The organism is Dactylosporangium cerinum (assembly GCF_042653625.1).
GTDB lineage: Bacteria > Actinomycetota > Actinomycetes > Mycobacteriales > Micromonosporaceae > Dactylosporangium > Dactylosporangium cerinum.
Map to the genome: position 1 here is coordinate 298693 of NZ_JBHSIU010000054.1, position 20882 is coordinate 319574.

The window sequence follows — 20882 nt, forward strand, 5'->3', positions numbered from 1 at the left end:
CGCCATTAAACAATACGTACGTACGGTTTGCTAGCCAGTTCCGCGCGAATCCGGTCCAGGGTGGCCGCCATCGCCTGCGGCATCGCCTTGTCCCGGCCGCTGAGCCGCTCGAAGGCGAGCACGCCGCGGCCCGCGCTCAGGGCCATGGTCTGCACCAGCCGCGTCCCGCCCGGCACCGCGGTGAGCGCGAAGCGCCACGTGGTGCTGTCGGGGAAGCGGCCGCGGCGCAGGGTCCGGAACGCGAACTCCACGCCCGGCTCGGCGGCGAGCACCACGCACTCCCGGGTCCAGCGCACGCCGCCGCTGCGGCTCGACCCGCGGAAGCGCGCGCCGCGCACCGCGCCGGTCGCGGCGTCGTCCCACTCGCAGCGGTAGCACTCGGGGCTCCAGCGGCCCATGCGCGTGACGTCGGCGACGGCGGCGTACACCTCGGCGGGCGGCACCGGGATCACCACCTCCGCGCGGGCGGTCATCGAGACGACCGGCTCGGCGGGGGCGAGGTCGGCGTACGCGTCCTGCAGGCGCCTGGCGTACCGGCCGCGGGTGGTGGCCAGGATCAGCCGCAGCGGCAGCCCGCCGGTGCGCAGCACCCGCTCGGCCAGGGCGGCGTCGGCGGCCATCACCCACGGCACGACGAACCCCATCCGCACCGGCAGCGCCTTGCGCATCGCCTTCTCCATGGCGGCGTGCCGCTGCGGGGTGATCCGCTCGGCCACGATCGGCACGACAACGGCCTCCTCCTCGGCGAGGTGCTCGACCATGAGGTCCCGCAGCCGCACCGCCGCCGTTTTCAGGGCATCGAAGTCCCGGGTTTCCAACGCCGACCGGATGGCGTCCATGAGCGGGTCCAGCTCACCGTGGTCGCCGCTGAGCGCCTCGAGCTCGGCGTTCGGGCCGGTCGCCTCCAGCAGCATCGGCCACAGGAACCCGTCCTCGCCGGTGTGGTGATGATGAATCGCCTCGATCACGTCACCGACGTGGGCGCGCAGGGCGGCGAGCTGGCGCGGCCCCGGCCGGCGCTCCCCCGCGGCGAGGCCGACGGCGAGCTCGGCGAGCCGGTCGAGCTCCCCACGGATCGCGGCGTGCATCAACAAGTATCCGGACTGGTCTGTCATGGTCATCGCTCCTCGGTTATATTCGGTACAGCCACACTGTATTCGAGCCAGTGAGCATGGAGTCAATATCGTGGATACGACACCTCGGGCGTACCGGTCCCCCCGGCGGCAGGCCCAGGCCGAACAGACCAGGGCCGCGATCGTGCGCGCGGCCGCCCAGCTGTTCGCCGACCGGGGCTATGCGGGCACCACGATGCAGGCGATCGCCGACGAGGCCGGCGTCGCCGTCGAATCCGTCTACAAGGCCGGCAGCAAGGCCCAGCTGCTGCGCCGCGCCCACGACGAGGCGGTCGCCGGCGACGACCGGCCGGTCGCGCTGCTCGACCGGGACGAGCTGCGGGCGGCGCTCGCCGTCGACGACCAGCGCGCGCTGATCCGCGCGTTCGCGGGCGCGGTCGCCGACCGGGCCCGCACCCTGAGCCCGATCAGCCGCGCCTACGTCCAGGCCGCCGGCGCCGACCCGGCGATCAACGCGTCCTGGGAGGAGCTCGAGTCGCAGCGCCTCGCCGATCAGCGCCGGCTGGTCGAGGCGATCGCCGCACTGGGCCCGCTGCGGCCGGGCCTGACCGTGGATCGCGGCGCGACGCTGATCTGGACGCTGCACAACCATCAGTCGGGCTGGCTGGTCACCCACCACCTCGGCTGGGACGACGAGCAGGTCGCCGACTGGATCACGGACACCCTCACGGCCCTGCTGCTCCCCTCTCCATGATCCGGTAGACCTTGTGCACCCAGAGGTGTTCAAGGTCTACCGGATCATGAGACGCCGTCGAGGAACGAGGCGGCGCGGAACACCTCGAAGTCCGGGGCGGGCACCGGGCGGGAGAAGTGGAAGCCCTGGCCGACGGGGCAGCCCAGCCGGCGCAGCTCCTCCGCCTGCGCCGCGTGCTCGATGCCCTCGGCGACCACCTCCAGCCCGAGCGCCGCGGCCAGGTCGAGGATCGCCCGGGCCAGGGCGGAGCGCTCCGCGCCCTCGGCGACCCCGTCAACGAACGGCTTCGGGATCTTCAGGATGTCGATCGGGAAGTCGTGCAGCCGGGACAGCGACGAGTAGCCGGTGCCGAAGTCGTCGACGGCGAGCTGCACGCCGAGGGCCTTGAGCTCGCCGAGGCGGTGCTGGGCCACCTCCGCGTCCTCGTGCAGCAGCGATTCGGTGATCTCCAGGGTGAGCAGGTGCGGCGGGAGGCCGGACCGGGCGAGGGTCTGCTGGACGTACAGGACGACGGCGGGGTCCTGGACCTGGCGCGGCGACAGGTTCACGCTGATCTTCAGGCCGGGCCACGCCGCCGCCTGACGGCAGGCGGTGTCCAGCACCGCGTAGCCGAGCGGCAGGATCAGGCCGCTCTCCTCGGCGAGGGGGATGAACCGGTCGGGCGCGATGAGGCCCTTCGTCGGGTGCGGCCAGCGGACCAGGGCCTCGGCGCCCACGACCGTGCCGTCGGCGAGGTCGACGAACGGCTGGTAGTGCACGAGCAGCTCGTGCCGTTCGACGGCGCCGCGGAGGTCGTGGGCGAGGTCGAGCTTCTCCACCAGGCCCGCGTGCATGCTGGGGGCGAAGTACGCGAACCGGTTGCGCCCCTGCCGCTTCGCCATGTGCATCGCGACGTCGGCGTTGCGCAGCAGCTCGTCGGCGTCCGGGGGACGGTCCGGGTCGGGCAGGGCGATGCCGACGCTGGCCTGCGGCTGGATCTCCCGGCCGCCGATCGACAGCGGCTGGCGCAGCGTGGCCAGGACCCGTTCGGCGACGCGCGCGGCCTCGGCGGCGTCGTCGAGGTGCTCCAGCAGCATCGCGAACTCGTCGCCACCGAGGCGGGCGGCGGTGTCGGCGGAGCGCAGGCAGGTCCGGAGCCGGTCGGCGGTGGCGCGGAGCATCCCGTCGCCGACGGACCGGCCCAGCGAGTCGTTGATGGTCTTGAAGTCGTCGAGGTCCACGACGAGGACGGCGAGGTGCCGGTACGGGTTCCCGCGCCGCTCCAGTGCGTGGTGGACCCGGTCGGCGAGCAGGGCGCGGTTCGCCAGGCCGGTCAGCTCGTCGTGGAACGCCCGGTGGGTGAGCTGGTCCTCCAGCGCCTTGCGTTCGGTGACGTCCCGGGTGGTCATCAGGTAGCCGCTGACGTCGGCGTCGTCGACGACCCGCCCGACGGTCTCCGTCATGATGTACTGCCCGCTCGCGTGCCGCAGCCGGCACTCCAGCGGGCCGACCCGGTCGGCACCCTCGGAGGTGGCGCTGCCGAGCAGGGCCGTGACCCGGTCCCGGTCGTCGGGGTGCACCAGGTCCAGCAGGGACGTGCCGAGCAGGGCGTCGGGTGGTGGCCGAGCAGCGAGCGCACCGACGGCGTCACGTACTGCACGCTCGCGTCCCGGCCGCAGATCGACAGCACGTCGGTGACCTGCTCGGTGAGGCGCTGGAAGCGGCCCTCGGCGCGCTGCCGCTGCACCTCCCGCAGCACCGCCATCAGGTCCGCCATGCGGATCAGGATCAGGGCGAACAGGACACCCGACGCGGCGAGGAACACCGGGAGCTCGCCGACCGCCGTCGCGCGGACCGTGATGACGGCCGGGATGAGCAGCGCGGCGACCGCGAGCAGCACTGCGAACCGGCCGCTGGTCAGTCGCGCCGGAGCGGCCGGCACCGGCTCGGTGAGCCGGCGCATGTCCGGGTGCAGCGCGGCGCAGCCGGCCCCGATGTAGAACACCAGCCAGCCGAGGTCGACCCAGGTGCCGACGCGGAACTGGCCGTGCAGCGACTGCCACGTGAAGATCCCGTCGGTGGTCAGCAACGCGACCACGCTCGCCAGCAGCAGCCGGAACGACGTGCTGCGGGCGGTCCGGCCACTGCCGAGCCGGACCAGGACGGCCAGCACGAGCACGTCACCGAGCGGGTAGGCCACCGCCGTGACCCGCTCCAGGACGGAGTCACCGGCGCCGTCCAGGTGCGGCCGGATCACGAACACCCACATCAGCAGCGCAACGCCGACGGTGATGATCGACGCGTCGAGCAGCGCGGCCCGGTCCCCGCCCGGGTTCTGCCGGCGGACCAGCGTTGCCAGGGCCACCGCGAGCAGCGGATACATCGCCACGAAGAACACGTCGGCGAGCGACGGGCCGGCCGGCTGGTTGTGCACCAACTGCGGCCAGACGTACAGCGCCACGCCGACGGCGTACGACGCCAGGCCGGTGCCGGTCAGCACCCACGGCAGGGGCTGCGCCGGGGGGTGCCGTGCGACACCGACGGCGACCGCGACCGCCGGCGACGACGCGACCACCGTCCACAGGATCGAGCGCAGCGGCGAATCCGGCGTGAGGTAGTACACCGCGCTCAGCGCGACAGCGATGCACGCATACGCCCGGACCAGCACGGGCACCCCCTTTCCTACCGCTCAGATCGGCCGGTCCGGGGCCGGGTTTACGAAGTCGCACCAACGCGGCAACCCGCGACCCCGCGCGGCCCGTCCCACTGGAGTGAACATGTCGGACGAAGCGGAGTTCCGTGACTACGCCGGACCACGGATGGCGACCTGGCGACGCACCGCGTACCTGCTGTGCCGCGACTGGCATCTCGCCGATGACCTCGTGGCGACGGTCCTGGACAAGTTGTTCCGGCAGTGGCACCGGCGGGAGGCGATCCGCAGCCTCGACGCGTACGTCGGTGGCATGCTCGCCCGTGCCGTGGTCGACGAGCACCGCCGGCCGTGGCGGCGGGAACACCTCGACGACGGCGACCGCGATGTCGGGGTCGGCGGCGGGCTCGACGCGGCGGTGGAGCGGCTGACCCTCGACACCTACCTGGCCCAGCTCGGTCCGCGCCGGCGCGCGGTCCTGGTGCTGCGCTTCTACTGCGACCTCTCGGTCGAGGAGACCGCCGAGATCCTCGGCGTGTCCATCGGCACCGTGAAAAGCCAGACCGCCCGCGGTCTGGAGACCCTGCGCGCCCTCGCTGCGCCGACCACTTCGACCGTCAGGCAGGCATGATGAGCCATCAGCAGCTGTTCGAACCGATCCTCACCGGTGAGCCCCCGGCCCGGGACACCCTCGACGCGCTGGTGCGCCGGTCGCGCCGGCGCCAGCGGTACCGCCGGCTGACCGCGACGGGCGTGGGTCTCGTCGCCGCCGGGGTGGTGACGGTCCTGGCGCTGCCGTCCACGCCGCCGCTGGTGACCGGGGCGCCACCGACGACCGCCCCGTCCTCGCCGAGCCGGGCCGATCCCGTCCTGCTCGGCGAGGATCCGACCGAGCGACCGGAGGACGCGGTGCAGCGCCTCGCCGTCGCGGTCCCGTCCGCCGTCACCCAGGTCGTGCCGGCGGCGCGCACCGTCGTGCAGCCGACCGTGCGCCGGGAGGTGGTGATGACCTTGCCCGACAACGTGCCCCTCACGTCCGCCTACGTGGTCACCTCGGTCATCACCGTCAACGGCGTGCCCGGCACGCTGGTCGTCACCGTCCAGCGCCGCTACGTGGCCCTCGGCTGCGCCGCGGCGTTCCCGGCCGACGTGCTGCCGTCGACGCTGCGGACGCAGTGCGCACCCAACGCGGACGTGGGCCAGCCGTACACGATCGAGACCAAGCGCGACGAGCGCCCGGGCATGATCCGCAACGTCGTCTCGCTGGACCGGCTGGACGGCCTCACCGTGACCGTCTCGGTGAGCAACGAGCCCGCGCTGACCGGGGCGCCGCCGCTGACCGGGGAGCAGATCGTCGAGATCGCCCGCGACCCTCAGTTGACCCTGTATCCGTGATCAGGCGGTACGGCGGCCGGCGAGCGCGATGACGGTGCCGAGCACGACGACCAGCCCACCGATCGCGACCGGCAGTGACAGGACGCCGCCCAGGACGCCCAGCACTGCCGGTCCCGCGAGCAACCCCGCGTAGCCCGCGGCGCCGACCTGGGCGATCGCCGCCCCCGGGTCCGGCCGCACGCTTCCCGCCAGCGAGAAGACCAGCGGCAGGACCGGGCTCACGGCCACCCCGGTCAGGTACACGGCGGTGAGCACGACCGGCACCGCCGGCACCGCCACGAGCAGCGCGCAGACCACGGCCACGCCGGTGCCGCACCAGACGATGACGGTCGCGGCGCCGGCCCTGGCCCGGATCCGGTCCGCGCCGGCCCGCCCGGTCAGGATCCCGGCCTGCAGCAGCGGATGACCCAGCGCCGCGACCGCCGCCGACGCCCCGGCACCGTCCCGCAGGAGCAACCCGCCTCAGTCGGCGAGCACGCCCTCCACCATGAACGCGGCGAATGCCAGGACGCTCAGCAGGTGCACCCGCGGGCCACGCCTGTCCCGCGGCGTCGCTGTCGGGCGCGGCAGGTCCGGCGCCCGCAGCAGCGTCAGCGGCAGCACCAGCACCGCAATGCACGCCACGGTCATGGGGTACGGAACCGCGAGGCGGGTGCACGCCGCGACCAGCAGACCGGCGACGGCGGCGCCGACGGCCCAGGCGGCGTGCATGCCGCTGAGGAGCGGCCGGTCGTACGCCCGCTCCACCGCGGCGCCCTGCGCGTTGACGGCCGCCTCGATCGCGCCGAACGCGACGCCGAAGCCCGCCGCGGCGACGAACAGCGGTCCGTGGCCCGGGGCCGCCGCGACGGCCACGGCGCCGACCGCGCCCGCCGGCCCGGCGATCCGCAGCACCGTTGCCGCACCGGCGAGCGGCAGCACCAGCCGCAGCGACTGCATCGCCGCGAACGCCGCGACGCCCCAGGTGAACATGAACGCGCCGACCTGCCCGGCCGACAGGTCGAGGCGGTGCGCCAGCGCGGGTATCCCTGCCGCGATCACCCCGCACAGGACGCCGGCGACCGCGAACATCAGGGTCACCCGCGTCCGGGCCCGCCGCGGCGGCGCGACGACGACGGTCCGGACCGGCGTGAGCTGGACCGGGTGAGTGTCGTCCGTCGCCTGTCGCATGGCCCCGGCCCGTCTCTCCCGGCGCTGCGGTCTGTCCGGCTGTCCTGGGCAACGGCCGCCGTGCCGCCGTGGTTCGGGCCGGGGATGGCCGATACCCGACCGTCGCCGGGTCCGCCACTGATGACGGACCCGGTTCGGGGTCGGGGTCGTTCGGGTTCGGGTTCCTCCGGGTTCGGGTCAGGCGGTGAAGCCGCCGTCGACGTTGACGGTGGCGCCGGTGATGTACCTGCCGTCGGGGCCGGCCAGGAACGCGACGGCGGCCGCCACGTCCGACGGGTCGGCGTAGTGCCCGAGCGCGGTGAACCCGTTGATGGTGGCCGCGTTCGGGCCGTCGGCCGGGTTCAGCTCGGTGTCGGTGGCACCGGGGTGGACCAGGTTGACGGTGATGGCCCGCGGGCCGAGCTCCCGGCCGAGCGACTTCGTCAACCCGATGAGCGCGGTCTTGCTCATCGAGTACAGCGAAAACCCGGGAAACACGGCCCGCTCCGCGGCGTTGCTGCCGATGTTGATGATCCGGCCGCCGGCGCTCATGTGCCGCACCGCCGCCTGGGTGGCGACGAACGGCGCACGCACGTTGACCGCGACGGTCTGCTCGAACTCGGCCAGGCTCAGGTCCTGCAACGGCCCGAGCAGGAACGCCCCGGCGTTGTTGACCAGGATGTCGAGCCGGCCGAGCTCGGCGGCGGCGCGGTCGACCGCACCGGCCACGGCGGCCGGGTCGGCGCTGTCGGCCTGGATGACCAGCGCCCGGCGGCCGGTCGCGGTCACCTCGGCGGCGAGCTCCGTCGCGCGCTGCCGGTCGTGCTGAAACGTGAGCGCCACGTCGGCGCCCTGCGCGGCGAGCCGGCGGACCACGGCCGCACCAATCCCCCGCCCGCCCCCGGTCACCAGTGCAACTTTGCCCTCAAGGCTGTTCATGATCGTGTTCGTCGTCATGTGGATCAGCCTCGCCGCTGACCCCTACCCACGTCTGGCGGCGATCGGACCCGGCACTGCACCTACCCCGTGATCCGGAAGACCTTGTGTACCCAGGGGGTGCCCAAGGTCTTCCGGATCGTAGAGGTCAGTTGAGCGAGCAGAGCGCGACGCAGACCGTCACCGAGTCCTTCTGGGTGGAGCCGACGTACGAGCGGATCTGGAACTCGACCTTCTCGCCGCTGTAGTACCAGTACCCGGGCGTGGTCTTCACGGCGCCGCCGCTGAAGGTGTTCATGTGGGTCCAGGGGAGGCCGGCCGTGCCCCAGCCGTGGCGGGTGTAGACACGGGTGGACGTGGCACCGGTGGCCCCGTAGGTGAACGACACCCGCGAGTACGGGTCGCCCGGCTGCTTGTTCGTGCTGAAGTTGCTGATCGTGCCGGCCGGATCGGGTACGTCCGGTCCACAGACCGGTGGCGGATTCGGCACGTCGCACACCGGGATGGCGTGCGCGGCCGCTGGGCGCACGACCAGCGCGGCGGTCGCGACCATGGCGAGCACGGTGGCGCGTCGGAGCAAGGACATCTGATGACCTTTCGGTGGGTTCGGTGTCGCTTCCCATCTCCACGCCGACGCCTCGGCGGCGGTTCGAGCCCGCGCCTGCGCGAACCCGACAGACCAGCTGCGCCGAAGGCCAGGCGTATTGCCATCACCCGGCGTTGCGGTCCGAACACCGGCGCATGAAACCACAGTTGATCACCGAAAGTGGACCTAACGCCGGCTTAAGCGAACCTTTTAAATCGGGCCTCCGCTCACTTCGATGGTTATCAATGTCTATCGCGGCCTGACGCCCTGCATGTGCATCCTAGATGCGCGGAAATGACCGCACGATCGGCCTGATCTGGCCAAACCGGATCAAGCAAGTTCCTTAACGAACCCTCAAACCGTCATCGCTGATCAGCAGAAGTTGTTCGATGAAACTTAAATTGACCGGCTCCACTGGGCTGCCTACGTTGGATTCGTCGATCGGGGTGAAATCGTCACACAATGCATCGGCAGTGTTACGCAGATTGAGGATAAACGATGGTTCGACGGTATCCTCCAGCTCAGGGCGGGCAACCATCCGCCGTCAACGTCAGCCTGCTAGTGCTCGCCGGCCTGGTCCTGCTGGGCGTCATGACCGGGGGCGGGCGGCCGGTGCTCACCGGACTGGTGGGCTTCCTGCGCTTCTACGGCGGCGTGTTCACGCTCGTCGCGCTGACTCTCACCGTGATTGCCGGACTCGTCGCCACCGACCGCGTCCTGCTGCTGGCGCGGCACCGGCTGTGGGTCCAGTCCGTGCACCGCACCCTCGGCATCGTGGCGGTGTCGTGCCTGGCGCTGCACATCGGCACCGAGCTCGCCGCCAGCAGGGTCGGCGTGTTCGGCGCGCTGGTGCCGTTCACCTCGGCGCCGTTCGCAATCGGGCTGGGCAGCGTCGCGGCGTATCTCATGCTGACCGTGATGTGGAGCGGCATCGTGCGGGCCCGCTTCGCGCAGAGCGGACGGCCAGGGCTGTGGCGGCCGCTGCACGCCGTGGCCTACCTGTCCTGGCCGGTGGCGCTGATGCACGGGCTCAGCGCCGGGCGACCGCCGGCCGTCTGGGTCACCACCAGCTACCTCATCCTGCTGTTCCTCACGACCGTCGCGCTCGGCCTGCGGTTGTCGGCGGAGTACAACCGGCGCCGCCAGCAACTGGCCGCGGACCGGACCACGACGACGATCGCGCCGGTGGGACGGCCCGTGCCCGCTCCGTCCGCGCGGCGGGCCGCACCGCCGGGACGGACGGCGACCCGGTTCCGGTGGGACGCACCACCCGCGGAGCAGCTGTGGCTGGAGCGGGACCTGCACGATTGGCAGACGCCCCACCGCGATGAGCCCGCCACGGCCACGTACCGGGGCACGGCCGCTCCGCACCCGCCCACGAGCCAGACCGGCCGGCACGCGACAGCGGACGAGTCCCCCGGCCTGACCCTGCGCGACCGGTTCGAGGCGCGCCGCGCGAAGGTGCAGCAGGTGGAGCCCGAGGACCGCTACCCCGACGACGACACGCCGACCCTCGTCAACCTCGACGCACGCCGCGCGATGCGGCGCCGGCCGCGGAAGTCGCACGAGCTGGACGAGGACGACATCAAGTACTGGGCGCAGCTTCGGGGTGAGGCCAGGTGAGCAGCCCGCTGCCGGCCGTGCGCTCGATCGGACCGGCCCGGCTCACTGCCGGTCTTGAGCGCTCCGGACGGCTGAGGCACCACGCCCATCTGCAGGTCCACGGGCCACTCGGCCCGCTGTCCCAGCGCGCCCTGATCGCGCTCGCCGAGGACATCCGGCTGACTGGCCGCGGCGGCGCGGGCTTCCCGTTCGCGCGCAAGCTGCGAGCCGTCGCCGACGCGGTCGACCGGCGCACCCTCGCCCCGGTCGTGGTGGTCAACGCGACCGAAGGTGAGCCAGCGGCCTGGAAGGACAAGGTCCTGCTGACCCGCGTACCGCATCTCATCCTCGACGGCGCCGCGCTGGTCGCGTGGGCGTTGCGGGCGGAGGAGATCGTCGTCTGCGTCGCCGACGATGGTGTCGGTGAGCAGTCGATGCTCGCCGCGCTGGCCGAGCGTGAGCTTCCGGCGCCGGTACAGGCGATCCGGGTGCCGCACCGGTTCATCTCCGGCGAGGGCGGCGCGCTCGTGCAGGGCATCAACGGCCTGCCATTCATCCCGCCGGGGATCAAACGCCGCGCGAGCGACGGAGGTGTCGGCGGACATCCGACGCTGCTGTCCAACGCGGAAACCTTTGCACAGCTGGCGATCGCCGCCAGGATGGGCCCTCGACGCTACCGCGAGGCTGGCACCGACGAGCCCGGGACGGTCCTGCTGAGCGTGACCGGCAGCGCCGCGTCGCCGGCAGTGGTGGAGTGCCCGACCGGCACCCCGCTCGCCCAGGTGCTCGACGTGTGCCAGGTGCCCGCCGGTCCCGCCGTGCTGACCGGCGGCTTCCACGGGCGCTGGATCGACATGACGACCGCATACCGCGCGGAGGTCTCCCGGCACGGGCTCACCGCCGTCGGCGGGGCGCTCGGCGCCGGGATCGTGCTCCCGATCGGCGCGGACACCTGCCCGATCGGCGAGGTCGCCCGGGTCGTGCGCTACCTCGCGGCGGAGTCCGCCGGGCAGTGCGGACCGTGCCGGCTGGGCCTGCCGGACCTGGCCCGCGCGGTCGACGGGGTGGCATCCGGCGCCGGCGACCCGGGCCTGGTCCGGGCCGCCGCCACGGCGGTGAAAGGTCGTGGCGCGTGCGGACACCCCGACGGCACCGCCGCTTTCGCCTCCTCCGCGCTGGAGGTCTTCGCCGACGACCTGGCCCGGCACGCCCGCGCCGGCGACTGCGGGCGCCCCGTCGCCGGGATCCTGCCGGTGCCGGACCGCGACGAGGACGGCGTACTGCGCCTGGCCGTGGACTGGTCACGGTGCGACGGTCACGGGCTCTGCGCCGAGATCGCGCCGGACCTGATCCACCTGGACGGCAACGGATTCCCGGCGTTCCTCGACACTCCGGTGCCGACGCGCCTGGAACCGGTAGCGGCACAGGCGGTGGCGATGTGCCCGGCGCTCGCGCTGCGCATGGCGGCATCGAAGCGGTAGTGGCCGATGCATCAGACGTATCGCGGCGACCACATCGCACGCCGGGTCGGCGTCCACGACCGGGTCCGGTCCCGCCATGCCCGGCGCGACCCCGAGGACGAACTGCTCCGCGTGCTATACCAGGAACACGCGGAGGCGTTGCTTCGCTTCGTCGTGCGCATCACCGGCGGCGACCGGCAACGCGCCGAGGACATCGTGCAGGAGACCCTGCTACGCGCGTGGTGCAACGCGGACAAGCTCGACCCGCACGCCGAGGTCTCGTTGCGGCCGTGGCTGTTCACGGTCGCCCGCCGGATCGCCATCGACGAATACCGCAGCGCGAGCGCGCGCCCCCCCGAAGCCTACGACCAGGACGTGGAGGCGCTGTGGCTCGACGATGAAACCGACCGCGTGATCGCCAATCTCGTCGTCGCGGACGCCATGCGCAGCCTCAGTCCCGCGCACCGGGAGATCCTGGTCGAGACCTACCTGCGCGACCGCACCGTGAACGAGGTCGCCGAACTGCTCGGGCTGCCGATCGGCACGGCCAAGTCACGGGTGTACTACGCCCTGCGCGCACTGCGGGTCGCACTGGATGACCTTGGTGGTACGGGCGAAACCCGGCACTAGTTCAACGCTGCGCCGGAAATCGCTGTGAATTTGTCCACTGTGGAGCCGTTCAGTCCCCTCCCCCTCCCGTCGCGTACCCCTCAGCGGAACGAGCAACACGAACGCGAGCGACGGAAACGAGGAGGACGACGTGGCAGCACGGAGGTTCATCGTTACCCCGGCCGGCTGCGCTGTGGCGGCGGCCGCCCTGACAGGCCTGACAGCACTGACCGGATGCGCCCCGAAGGGCGGCTACGACACGGGACAGCAGCAGGCGCCGGCGCTGGCCAACGCCGAGGCAGGGCCGACTTCGGCGCCGCCCGCGTCGACGGCGCCGCCGCAGCCGCTCACCGAGTCCCTCAAGGCGGTCACCATCCCGAAGATGGGCAAGGTCGTCGTCGACCAGAAGGGCTGGGTGCTGTACCGCTTCGACAAGGACACCGCCAACCCCTCGAAGTCGGCGTGCGAAGCCAAGTGCGCCCAGGTGTGGCCGCCGGCCATCACCGACGGCAACCCGGATCTCGCCGGTGTCGACCCCGCGATCGTCGGTACCGTCATCCGGGGGGACGGCTCGCGGCAGATCACCCTGGCCGGCTGGCCCGTCTACCGGTACATCGGCGACCCCAAGCCGGGCGCCTGGAAGGGTCAGAACGTCGGCGGCACCTGGTTCGTCGTCGCCCCGACCGGCAAGAAGAACCTCACCTGCCTGCCGACGCCCGCACCCGCCGCGGTCACGCCACCTGCCGCCTCGCAAGCCGCAGGCCCGCCGGAGTCGACCAGCACCGGCAACGGATACGGGTACTGATGAGCTCCCTGCATCGCAGCGCCGCCGCCACGAACTGGCTGGCGCGTGGCTGGCGGTGGCCGTGGTGGGCGCTGCTCGCCGCGACCGTCGGTGCGGTGCTGCTCGTCCCGGCGCTGCGCGCCGGCGATAACGCCGCAACGAGTGCGCCCGAACACCACCACCACGATGTCGTCCCGGCCGCGGCCACCGTCACCGGATTCGTTGCCACTGAGCTGCCCGACGGCTGGACCATGACCAGTTTCGGAATGATCGGCCCCGCCGACCGGGAGTTTCTGGTGAAGGTTCGCCAGGCCGGCCTCTGGGAGGGCCCGGCCGGGCTGCTGGCCCGCGACCACGCCGCCGACAAGCGGGTCAAGGAGGTCGGCGCGCAGCTGGCCACCGATCATCACGGCCTCGACACGCAGGTGCGGCAGGTCGCCGCCCAGCTCGGCGTTCCCCTGCCGAACGAGGCCAGCGCCGAGCAGCAGGGCTGGGTCCGGGAACTGGACGGCAAGCGGGGCGACGAGTTCGACCGCACGTTCGCCAACCGGCTCCGCGCCGCGCACGGCAAGGTCTTCGCCCTCGTCGGGACGGTCCGCTCGGGCACCCGCAACGAACTGGTCCGGTCCTTCGCACAGACCGCCGTCAACGTCGTCATGAAGCACATGACCCTGCTGGAGAGCATCGGCAAGGTCGACTTCGAGGACCTCCCCACGCCGGCCGCCGCGGCGACCGGCAGCAACACAACCCCCGGCGAGGCGAGCTACCGCGAGACCCTCTGGGTCGTCGTCGCACTGGTCCTGGCCGGCGGGGGCACCGCCGCGTTCCGCGCACTCCGTGCATTCCGTGCGCGGCGCACCTTCTGACGAGAGGACGTGAGCACATTGCAACAACGAAGGAAACGCCCGATCCGGCGGTGGACCGCGCTCGCCGCCGCCATCGTGGTGATCGGCGCAATGCTGTCCGTCACCCACGCAGCCACCGCGGAGGAAGAACCGGACGCCCTCGCCCAGGCCGCAAAAATCCCCAACGACCAGGGGCCCGCACCGGAGTGCGCCGGGTCGACAGCGGGGCATGTGCACAACGTCCCCGACAAGTGCCACGCCGACATGGGCGGGCCGGCCAACGGCGACTTCATCGACATCCGCCAGGTCCGCCCGGCCGGCCGCGGGAGCCAGGCCGGTCGCCAGGCGTCCACCGGCACGTTCGTCTCGGTCTGCGGCACCAACGCCGAGGGGCACCACAACTCGGACAACTTCATCGTGGCGCCCGGCGTGACGAACGGTGCCCACCACACGCACGACTACGTCGGCAACGTCTCCGCCGACGGCAACTCCACCAACGACAGTCTGGCAGCCGCCGGCACCACCTGCGCGAAAGACGACAAGTCCACGTACTACTGGCCGGCGCTGCGTCGTACCGGCAAGCAGGGCTCCGATCAGAACTCCGACGGCGGCGGCAAGGACGGCAACGTCGGCATCATCCTGAAGCCCACGTCGGTGCGGCTGGAGTTCGGCGGCAACAGCCAGGCGAAGGTCCGCGCGATGCCGCAGTTCCTGCGGGTCATCACGGGCGACGCGAAGGCGCTCACCAACGGGCCCGCCAACGCCCGCGCCAAGTGGACGTGCAGCGGGCTCACGAACCGGACGACCACGAAGTATCCGCTGTGCCCGCGGGGCAGCCAGATCCAGCGGATCCTGGAGTTCCCGAGCTGCTGGGACGGCAAGAACGCCGACAGCGCCAACCACCGCGCGCACATCGTGTTCACGAACTCGTCCGGGCGCTGCCCCCGCGGCACAGTCGCGGTGCCGCGGCTGCGGATGGTCCTGTCGTACGAGCGGCAGAACGGCACCAACTTCGCACTGGACTCGTTCCCGGAGCAGTTGCACGCCCCGATCACCGACCACGGCGACTTCGTCAATGTCATGTCGGCGCAGCTGATGAACTTCGCCGTGCAGTGCATCAACAGCGGCCGCCGTTGCTAGGTTTCCGTGGACCCGCACTGCCTCAAGGTGGGTGGTGCGGTCCCACCCCTCCGGATGCTCAGGGCATCAGTGTCACCCTGCGTAGACACCGATCGCGATGTCGGACCAAACGTCGACGCGCGCTTCCAGCCGATGAGAGGGCATCGCCTACACCTCCGCTGCACCCCGAGCTCATCGCAGCGCCGCTGCGAGGTCGGCAGCGATCTCGAAGGTCGGTGCCGCTCTTCCGGTCTCGTCTGCGTTCAGCGCGATGTGCTCGACGCGGGCCAGCATTTCCGTTGCCGTTTCCCGATCATGGAGCGCCATCGCCAGTTCTGCGCGGTACACCAGAACCTCTACGTGTGTGACGGGGTCGTCGCCGGCCTGCGGGCGAGCCAACGCGCTGTCGAGGATGCGGACTGCCTGACCGACGTCACCCTTGGAGTCGGCCAGCACGATGGCGTTCGCCAGCACTTTGGCGAGTCGTCCGGCGGGTGCGGGTACTGGCGTGGGCATCGTGGCGGCATTCTGGAAGACGCGGATCCAGTTGCCGCCCGGGTCGATGACGCTGAATCCGCCCAGCCCGTCGGCGTTCTTTCGAGCCCGGGGCCGGGTCATCCGCGGCATTCCGGACACCAGGACCTTGCCGTATGCGGCCCGCATGCCGGCAGCGAAAGCCCGGTGCAGTTCCGCGATGTCCGAGGTGAGCACGATACAGGAGCCGTAGGACTGCACCGGGTCGAACCCGGCAATCTCGAAGAACTGCAGATGCAGGTCTTCACGTTGCAGTCCCACGCAGGGGTTGGGTTTGCGCTGCTTATACGTGGTGCTGAAGCCGAGAACCCCGTAGAAGGTGACGATGTCGTCAATCGACGCGCAGGGCAGCAGGGGAACGGTTACCTCGTTGGCCATGGCTCTTTCCTAGGCGTTGCGGAGGGTCCGTCGCACATGGAAATAGCCGATCATCACCTGCCCCCATCCGATCGGCCGGCTTGTGCTGTTCCCGGCCGCGGTGCTTCTCGTCCTCTGGGGCGCGATCCGCCCCGAGGAGCGGTTCCTCCGCAAGCGGTTCGGCGCGCAGTACGACGACTACACGCGGCGAGTACGCCGCTGGCTGTGACGGAACCCGGCCAGGCCGATTGTCACCGGACCGCCGGTCGGGTCGGCGCCGGCCACGAGGCTGAACGGGACGCGGAACACCCGGCCCGGCGCGGCCGGCCACGGCAGCCGGACCGAGCCGATCCGGCGTCCGTCCTGGACGGCCACGACGTGGGGCAGCGCCCGGAACTGCGACGTCCACAGCTGCAGCTGCCCTCGCACTGGCACAGGGCCGCCGGCACGGATCAGCTGCGGCGCGACCCAGCGCAGCGGCGCCTCGCAGTTCAGCTGCGGACCGGCGGTACAAGAGGCAGAGCCGTCGAGGTGGGCGAGGACCGTGGCCGCGACGTGCCGGCCGTCCAGGGCGGCCATGTCAGCGGTGTCGACGGGGTGCAGAAGGTTGCCGGCCGCGAACACCCCGGGCCGGCTCGTCGCCAGGCCCGTGTCGACGCGGGGGCCGCGGGTCCCCGCGTCCAGAACCAGCCCACCGGCGCGGGCCAGCTCGTGCTCGGGGATCCAGTCGGCGGTGAAGACGACGGTGTCGCACGGCACCCGCCGGCGCCGCCCTGTCCGCAGGTCCTCGACGTCGACGGACGTGACCCGCGAACGGCCGTTGACGGCGACGACCCGGGTGCGCGCCAGGACCGGCACGCCGAACGCGACCCTGCCGGTGAGCCGGAAGGGCGCGTAGGAGTCCGGGGTGGTCATGAGCACGGGCCGGCAGCCGGCGTGGCGCAGTGTGAGCACGGCGGACCAGCTGACGAGTTCCGCGCCGACAATGACCGCGCGTTTGCCGATGTCGCGGTGGTACAGGTGGACGAGCTGCTGCAGCTGCCCGGTGGTGTACACGCCGTCGGGCCGGTCGCCGGGGATGTGCCGCGCAGGGCGGGGCCGTTCGCGGGCGCCGGTCGCCAGCACGATCGCGTCGGCCTCGACGACCCTGCGCCCGTCCGGCGAGGTGACTTCCAATGCACGGTCGCCCGCCCAGCCGGTCACAGAGGCCGAGGTCTCCAACCGTGCGCCGGCGGCGCTGGCAGCCAACGTCAAACGGCGCGCATACGCCGGGCCGGAGACGAAGCGGCGCAGGTCGCGGAGGCCGTACCCGAGATGGTCGCTGTGCCGGGGAATCCCTCCGGTCCCCGTCTCCCGCTCCAGCACCAGGACCCCGTCGCCGAGCCGGCGCGCGAGAGCGGCGGCGGCGGTCAGCCCGGCCGGCCCGCCACCCACCACCGCGACCCGCACCCGCTCGATCACGAGAAGTCACCGGGCGAGCCGCTGAGCGCGGCCAGCTGAGCGCCGCAGTAGAAGCCCTGGCAGCGCCCGTTCATCGCCCTGGTACGGCGGCGCAACCCGTCGAGGTCGGCGGGCGGGATGGGTGAGCGGTACGCGTCGCGGATCTCGCCGCGGGTGACCCGCTCGCAGAAGCACACGATGCGGCCGTACTCCGGGTCCGCCTCGATCCGCGCCGCGTCCTGGTACGGGCGTACCCCCGCCTCACCGAGATTCGGCATCCGCGGCGGGTCGGGCAGGTACGGGCGTGGGGTCAGGTCGAGCGCTTCGCCGAGGAGGCCGCCGACGTGCTCGGCGATCGCCATCCCCGCGGTCAGCCCGGTGGAGCGGATCCCGCCGACAAGCACGTACCGATGAAGGGCATCCACGTCGATGAGGTAGTCGTCGCGGTCGATCGCGGCGCGCAGGCCGGCGTACGTCGCGGTCACCTCCTCCTCCAGCAGCTGCGGCATGAGTTCCCGGCCGCGGTCGAGCAGGAACGCGAGACCCCGCTCGGACGTGCCGGTCGCGGTGCGGTCCTCGAGGTCCTCGGCGGTCGGGCCGAGCATGACGTTGCCGTAGATGGTGGGGCTGATCAGGACCCCCTTGCCGGCCTTCGACGGCACGGGCAGCACGATGCACGGGGCGAGGGGCCGGGCCAGCTTGTCGAACACGAACAGCTCACCGCGGCGCGGCGTCACCGTGAACCGTGCGTGGCCGAACAACCCGTCGAGCACGTCGGCGCCGAGCCCCGCGGCGTTGACGACCCACCGGGCGGTGACGTCGCCGCCGGCACAGGTGAGGCGGGTGGCGTCCGGGCCGACCTCGACGCCCGTGACCCGGCGCCCGCGCAGCAGCGTCACACCGCGGTTGACCGCGTCGATCGCGAGGGCGAGGTTCGTCGTCCACGTGCAGGTGATCGACTCCCCGGGCACGGTCAGGCCGCCCAGCGCGCCGGGGCCGAGGGCGGGCACCCTGCGGTACACCTCGTCCGATTCGATCAGTTCGCAGCCGGTGTACCCGTTACGCTCCGCCTTGCCCCGCAACGCCGGCAGCGCCTGGAGTTGCTCGTCGGTCCACGCGACCAGCAGCGCGCCGGTCCGCTCGACGGGGATCCCGGTCGCCGCCGCATAGTCGCCGAGCATCGCGTACCCGCGAGCGACGAGACGCGACTCAAGGGTCCCGGGCGTCGCGTCGAACCCGGTGTGCAGGATCGCCGTGTTGGCCTTGCTGGTGCCGTCGCCGACGTCGTCGCGGGCCTCGATCAGCGCCACAGTGAGCGACGTGCCGCCGAGCAGCCGGGCGATCGCAGCGCCGACGATACCGGCGCCGACGACGGCGACGTCGAAGTCGGTGGTCATGGCGTCGACAGGGTGGCGGCGGCCGCGGCGTGCCAGCGGGCGAGATGGTCGGCGGCCCGGTCCGCGGACCATTCGGGCTCGTAGGTCGCCGACGGCCGCCACCCGCCGGTCACGTCCGCCGCGGTGAGCGCCGGGTCGAGCGCGAGGGCGGCGCAGGCGGCGGCGCCCAGCGGGGTCGCGTGCGGCGACGGGTAGACGTCCACCGGCAGCTGGGCAAGGTCGGCCTGGGCCTGCATCAGGACCCGCGACCGGGTCAGCCCGCCGTCGACCCGCAGCCTGTTCAGCGGCGTGCCGAGGTCGTCGCCGACCAGCGCGGTCAGCGCCGCGACCTGCGCCGCGACGCCTTCCAGGACGGCCCGGACGAGGTGGCCGCGGCCGGTGCTGAGCGTCATGCCGCTGAACGACGCGGTCGCGCCGGCGTCCCACCACGGGGCGGCGAGCCCGGCGAGGGCCGGCACGCAGAGCACGCCGGCGCCGTCCGCGGCGGCGACGACGTCGAGCTGGTCGGCGCCGGTGATGAGCCCGAGGTCGATGAGCCAGCGGACCGCGGACGCGGCGGTGTACACCTGCCCGTCGACGCAGTAGTCGACGGCGTCGCGCAGCCGCCAGGCGATGGACGTGGACAGCCCGGACCGGGACCGGGCGGCCGCGCCGCCGAGCTGGGCGAGCAGGAACGCGCCGGTGCCGTAGGTGCACTTCGCCGTCCCGGCCGTCAGGCACGACTCGGCCAGCAGCGCCGCCTGCTGATCGACGATGAGCCCGGTCACCGGCACGTCGCCGCCGAACGCGCCGGTGCTGCCGACGACCGCGTCGCTGGCCACGATGTCCGGCAGCGCCTCGGCGCCGAGCCCGAACACGTCCAGCAGCTCGCCGTGCCACCGGCCCGAGTCCAGGTCCAGCAGCAGCGATCGGCTGGCCGTCGACGCGTCGGTGACGAACGCGCCGCACAGCTGGTGGACGAGCCACGTGTCGGTGGTGGTGACGACCCCGCCGGTGGTGAGGTTGTCGCGGATCCAGCGCATCTTCGGCGCGGAGAAGTACGGGTCGAGGACCAGCCCGGTCAGCGCCGCCACCTTCCCGGCGGATTCGGCCCGCGCGGCGCAGATGGCCTCGGCCCGTCGGTCCTGCCAGACCAGGGCCGGGGTGAGCGGCGCTCCGGTGTCCCGGTCCCACGCGAGGACCGTTTCGCCCTGGTTGGCCAGGGCGACCGCGTCGAGGGGTACCCCGGCGGCGGCGCCCGCACGGCGCCCGGCGGTGAACACGGAGTCCAGCAGCGCGAGCGGGTCCTGCTCGACGGCGCCGCCGGCGAGGTAGCCGGGCCGCAGCGGCTCCTCAGCGATCGCGAGGACCGTCCCGTCCGCGCCGGTGACGATGGCCTTCGTGCCCGACGTACCCTGGTCGATCGCGAGAATGTGCATGTCCACGTCGCCTCCACGTCGGTGTATACCAGCTCCGCCGCGCAAGATCGACGGGACGCGACCAGCCGGGGCTCAGGCCCACGCCGCGTGACCGGTCGGTTGCCGGCCGCGCCGCCCGCCACCGCGAAGGTGAACAGCAGATGTTGCGGGCATGAACTCCGCCTTCGGAGCCTCGGCGCTCGGCCGGACGGGTCCTACCGTCGTGCCTATGACCACCATGGTGCGGCCTCGGGTCGGCGTCGCCGCGGCCCGGGATCTGGCCGAGTCGCTGCTCACCGACCTGCCGCTGCGGTGGGCACACACCGTCGGCGTGGCCCTCCGGGCCGCCGACCTGTGCGCCACGATGGACGCCGCCGACCGCGACCGAGTCGTGACCGCCGCCTGGCTGCACGACATCGGCTACGCCGAACCGGTCCTCGACACCGGCTTCCACCCCCTGGACGGCGCCCGGTTCCTGCGCCGCTCCGGCTGGACCGACCGGATCAGCGCCCTGGTCGCCCACCACTCCGGCGCCTGCTACGTCGCCGAGGTCCGCGGCCTGCACCACGAGCTCGCGGAGTTCCCGCGCGAGCTGTCACCGGTCGCGGACGCGCTCACCTACGCCGACCAGACCGTCGGCCCGGACGGCACCCGCGTCGACGTGCGCGCCCGCATGGCGGAGATGCTCGCCCGGCACGGCGCCAACTCGGACAACGCCCGCGTCCACCACCTGCGCGCCCCCGACATCCTCGCCGCCGCCGAACGCGTCGAGCACCGCCTCCGCGGCGCAGAACAGTTCACAACTGCCTGAACAGG

Annotated in this window: 21 protein-coding genes; 11 read left to right on the top strand and 10 right to left on the bottom strand. The window is 72.4% G+C overall.

Translation table 11 applies throughout. From position 1 onward, the window contains the following. Positions 1-5 precede the first annotated feature (5 nt). Entirely contained in the window at positions 6-1115 is a 1110-nt protein-coding gene (locus ACFPIJ_RS39365) for an SRPBCC family protein (protein WP_380123219.1), read from the bottom strand. 70 nt (positions 1116-1185) lie between these two features. Between ACFPIJ_RS39365 and ACFPIJ_RS39370 the strand changes: the two genes are divergently transcribed. Further along, a complete protein-coding gene (locus ACFPIJ_RS39370; protein ID WP_380123221.1) occupies positions 1186-1827 on the top strand; it encodes a TetR/AcrR family transcriptional regulator in 642 nt (213 codons plus the stop codon). A gap of 44 nt (positions 1828-1871) precedes the next feature. Here the strand turns inward: ACFPIJ_RS39370 and ACFPIJ_RS39375 are convergent, their stop codons facing one another. Further along, positions 1872-3869 carry a putative bifunctional diguanylate cyclase/phosphodiesterase gene (locus ACFPIJ_RS39375; protein WP_380123223.1) on the bottom strand — a complete coding sequence of 666 codons (1998 nt, stop codon included), beginning with the start codon at positions 3867-3869 and terminating at the stop codon, positions 1872-1874. Between the two features lie 714 nt (positions 3870-4583). Between ACFPIJ_RS39375 and ACFPIJ_RS39380 the strand changes: the two genes are divergently transcribed. Continuing rightward, the gene (locus ACFPIJ_RS39380; RefSeq protein ID WP_380123225.1) at positions 4584-5087 is read left to right on the top strand and encodes a sigma-70 family RNA polymerase sigma factor; all 504 of its coding nucleotides are present in this window, start codon (positions 4584-4586) and stop codon (positions 5085-5087) included. Further along, a complete protein-coding gene (locus tag ACFPIJ_RS39385) occupies positions 5087-5851 on the top strand; it encodes a hypothetical protein (RefSeq protein ID WP_380123226.1) in 765 nt (254 codons plus the stop codon). The genes ACFPIJ_RS39380 and ACFPIJ_RS39385 overlap by 1 nt, the downstream gene beginning before the upstream one ends. Here ACFPIJ_RS39385 and ACFPIJ_RS39390 read toward each other — a convergent pair whose 3' ends face one another. The 4 genes from ACFPIJ_RS39390 to ACFPIJ_RS39405 all read right to left on the bottom strand — a co-directional run bounded on the left by ACFPIJ_RS39390 (position 5852) and on the right by ACFPIJ_RS39405 (position 8522). Then, complete coding sequence (locus tag ACFPIJ_RS39390) at positions 5852-6307, bottom strand: MFS transporter (RefSeq protein WP_380123228.1); 456 nt, start codon at positions 6305-6307, stop codon at positions 5852-5854. It abuts the gene before it with no gap. A gap of 6 nt (positions 6308-6313) precedes the next feature. Then, positions 6314-7021: an MFS transporter gene (locus tag ACFPIJ_RS39395; protein ID WP_380123230.1), complete on the bottom strand. Its 708-nt coding sequence runs from the start codon at positions 7019-7021 to the stop codon at positions 6314-6316. 177 nt (positions 7022-7198) lie between these two features. Further along, positions 7199-7957 (bottom strand): SDR family NAD(P)-dependent oxidoreductase, encoded by a 759-nt coding sequence (locus ACFPIJ_RS39400; RefSeq protein ID WP_380123232.1) that lies wholly within the window; start codon positions 7955-7957, stop codon positions 7199-7201. A gap of 127 nt (positions 7958-8084) precedes the next feature. After that, entirely contained in the window at positions 8085-8522 is a 438-nt protein-coding gene (locus ACFPIJ_RS39405; protein ID WP_380123233.1) for a hypothetical protein, read from the bottom strand. Between the two features lie 498 nt (positions 8523-9020). Here ACFPIJ_RS39405 and ACFPIJ_RS39410 point away from each other — a divergent pair, with 498 nt between their 5' ends. From ACFPIJ_RS39410 to ACFPIJ_RS39435, 6 genes are all read left to right on the top strand, one after another. Then, positions 9021-10145 (top strand): hypothetical protein, encoded by a 1125-nt coding sequence (locus ACFPIJ_RS39410; RefSeq protein WP_380123235.1) that lies wholly within the window; start codon positions 9021-9023, stop codon positions 10143-10145. Then, a complete protein-coding gene (locus tag ACFPIJ_RS39415) occupies positions 10142-11605 on the top strand; it encodes an NADH-ubiquinone oxidoreductase-F iron-sulfur binding region domain-containing protein (RefSeq protein ID WP_380123237.1) in 1464 nt (487 codons plus the stop codon). Before ACFPIJ_RS39410 ends, ACFPIJ_RS39415 begins: the two co-directional genes overlap by 4 nt. A 6-nt stretch (positions 11606-11611) precedes the next feature. Further along, a complete protein-coding gene (locus tag ACFPIJ_RS39420; RefSeq protein ID WP_380123239.1) occupies positions 11612-12214 on the top strand; it encodes a sigma-70 family RNA polymerase sigma factor in 603 nt (200 codons plus the stop codon). A 130-nt stretch (positions 12215-12344) separates the two neighbouring features. Further along, positions 12345-12998, top strand: coding sequence for a hypothetical protein (locus tag ACFPIJ_RS39425; RefSeq protein ID WP_380123241.1), 654 nt, complete (start codon positions 12345-12347; stop codon positions 12996-12998). Beyond that, entirely contained in the window at positions 12998-13843 is an 846-nt protein-coding gene (locus ACFPIJ_RS39430) for a DUF4142 domain-containing protein (protein ID WP_380123242.1), read from the top strand. The genes ACFPIJ_RS39425 and ACFPIJ_RS39430 overlap by 1 nt, the downstream gene beginning before the upstream one ends. Positions 13844-13852: 9 nt before the next feature. Continuing rightward, positions 13853-14962: a DUF1996 domain-containing protein gene (locus ACFPIJ_RS39435; protein WP_380123244.1), complete on the top strand. Its 1110-nt coding sequence runs from the start codon at positions 13853-13855 to the stop codon at positions 14960-14962. A 171-nt stretch (positions 14963-15133) separates the two neighbouring features. On the opposite strand, the gene ACFPIJ_RS39440 is transcribed toward ACFPIJ_RS39435, so the two are convergent. Beyond that, positions 15134-15853, bottom strand: coding sequence for a VOC family protein (locus ACFPIJ_RS39440; protein ID WP_380123246.1), 720 nt, complete (start codon positions 15851-15853; stop codon positions 15134-15136). Positions 15854-15935: 82 nt separating this feature from the next. Here ACFPIJ_RS39440 and ACFPIJ_RS39445 point away from each other — a divergent pair, with 82 nt between their 5' ends. Next, entirely contained in the window at positions 15936-16061 is a 126-nt protein-coding gene (locus ACFPIJ_RS39445) for a methyltransferase family protein (RefSeq protein ID WP_380123247.1), read from the top strand. Here the strand turns inward: ACFPIJ_RS39445 and ACFPIJ_RS39450 are convergent. The 3 genes from ACFPIJ_RS39450 to ACFPIJ_RS39460 are packed head-to-tail and all read right to left on the bottom strand — an operon-like array spanning position 16031 to position 20087. After that, positions 16031-17293, bottom strand: a complete 1263-nt coding sequence (locus ACFPIJ_RS39450) for an NAD(P)/FAD-dependent oxidoreductase (protein WP_380123249.1) — start codon at positions 17291-17293, stop codon at positions 16031-16033. The genes ACFPIJ_RS39445 and ACFPIJ_RS39450 overlap by 31 nt on opposite strands. Further along, on the bottom strand, positions 17290-18669 hold the full coding sequence (locus ACFPIJ_RS39455) for an NAD(P)/FAD-dependent oxidoreductase (protein WP_380123251.1): 1380 nt from the start codon (positions 18667-18669) through the stop codon (positions 17290-17292). The genes ACFPIJ_RS39450 and ACFPIJ_RS39455 overlap by 4 nt, the downstream gene beginning before the upstream one ends. Further along, positions 18666-20087, bottom strand: coding sequence for an FGGY family carbohydrate kinase (locus ACFPIJ_RS39460; protein ID WP_380123720.1), 1422 nt, complete (start codon positions 20085-20087; stop codon positions 18666-18668). Before ACFPIJ_RS39460 ends, ACFPIJ_RS39455 begins: the two co-directional genes overlap by 4 nt. A 208-nt stretch (positions 20088-20295) precedes the next feature. Between ACFPIJ_RS39460 and ACFPIJ_RS39465 the strand changes: the two genes are divergently transcribed. After that, entirely contained in the window at positions 20296-20877 is a 582-nt protein-coding gene (locus ACFPIJ_RS39465; RefSeq protein WP_380123252.1) for an HD domain-containing protein, read from the top strand. The last annotated feature ends 5 nt before the right edge of the window (positions 20878-20882 follow it).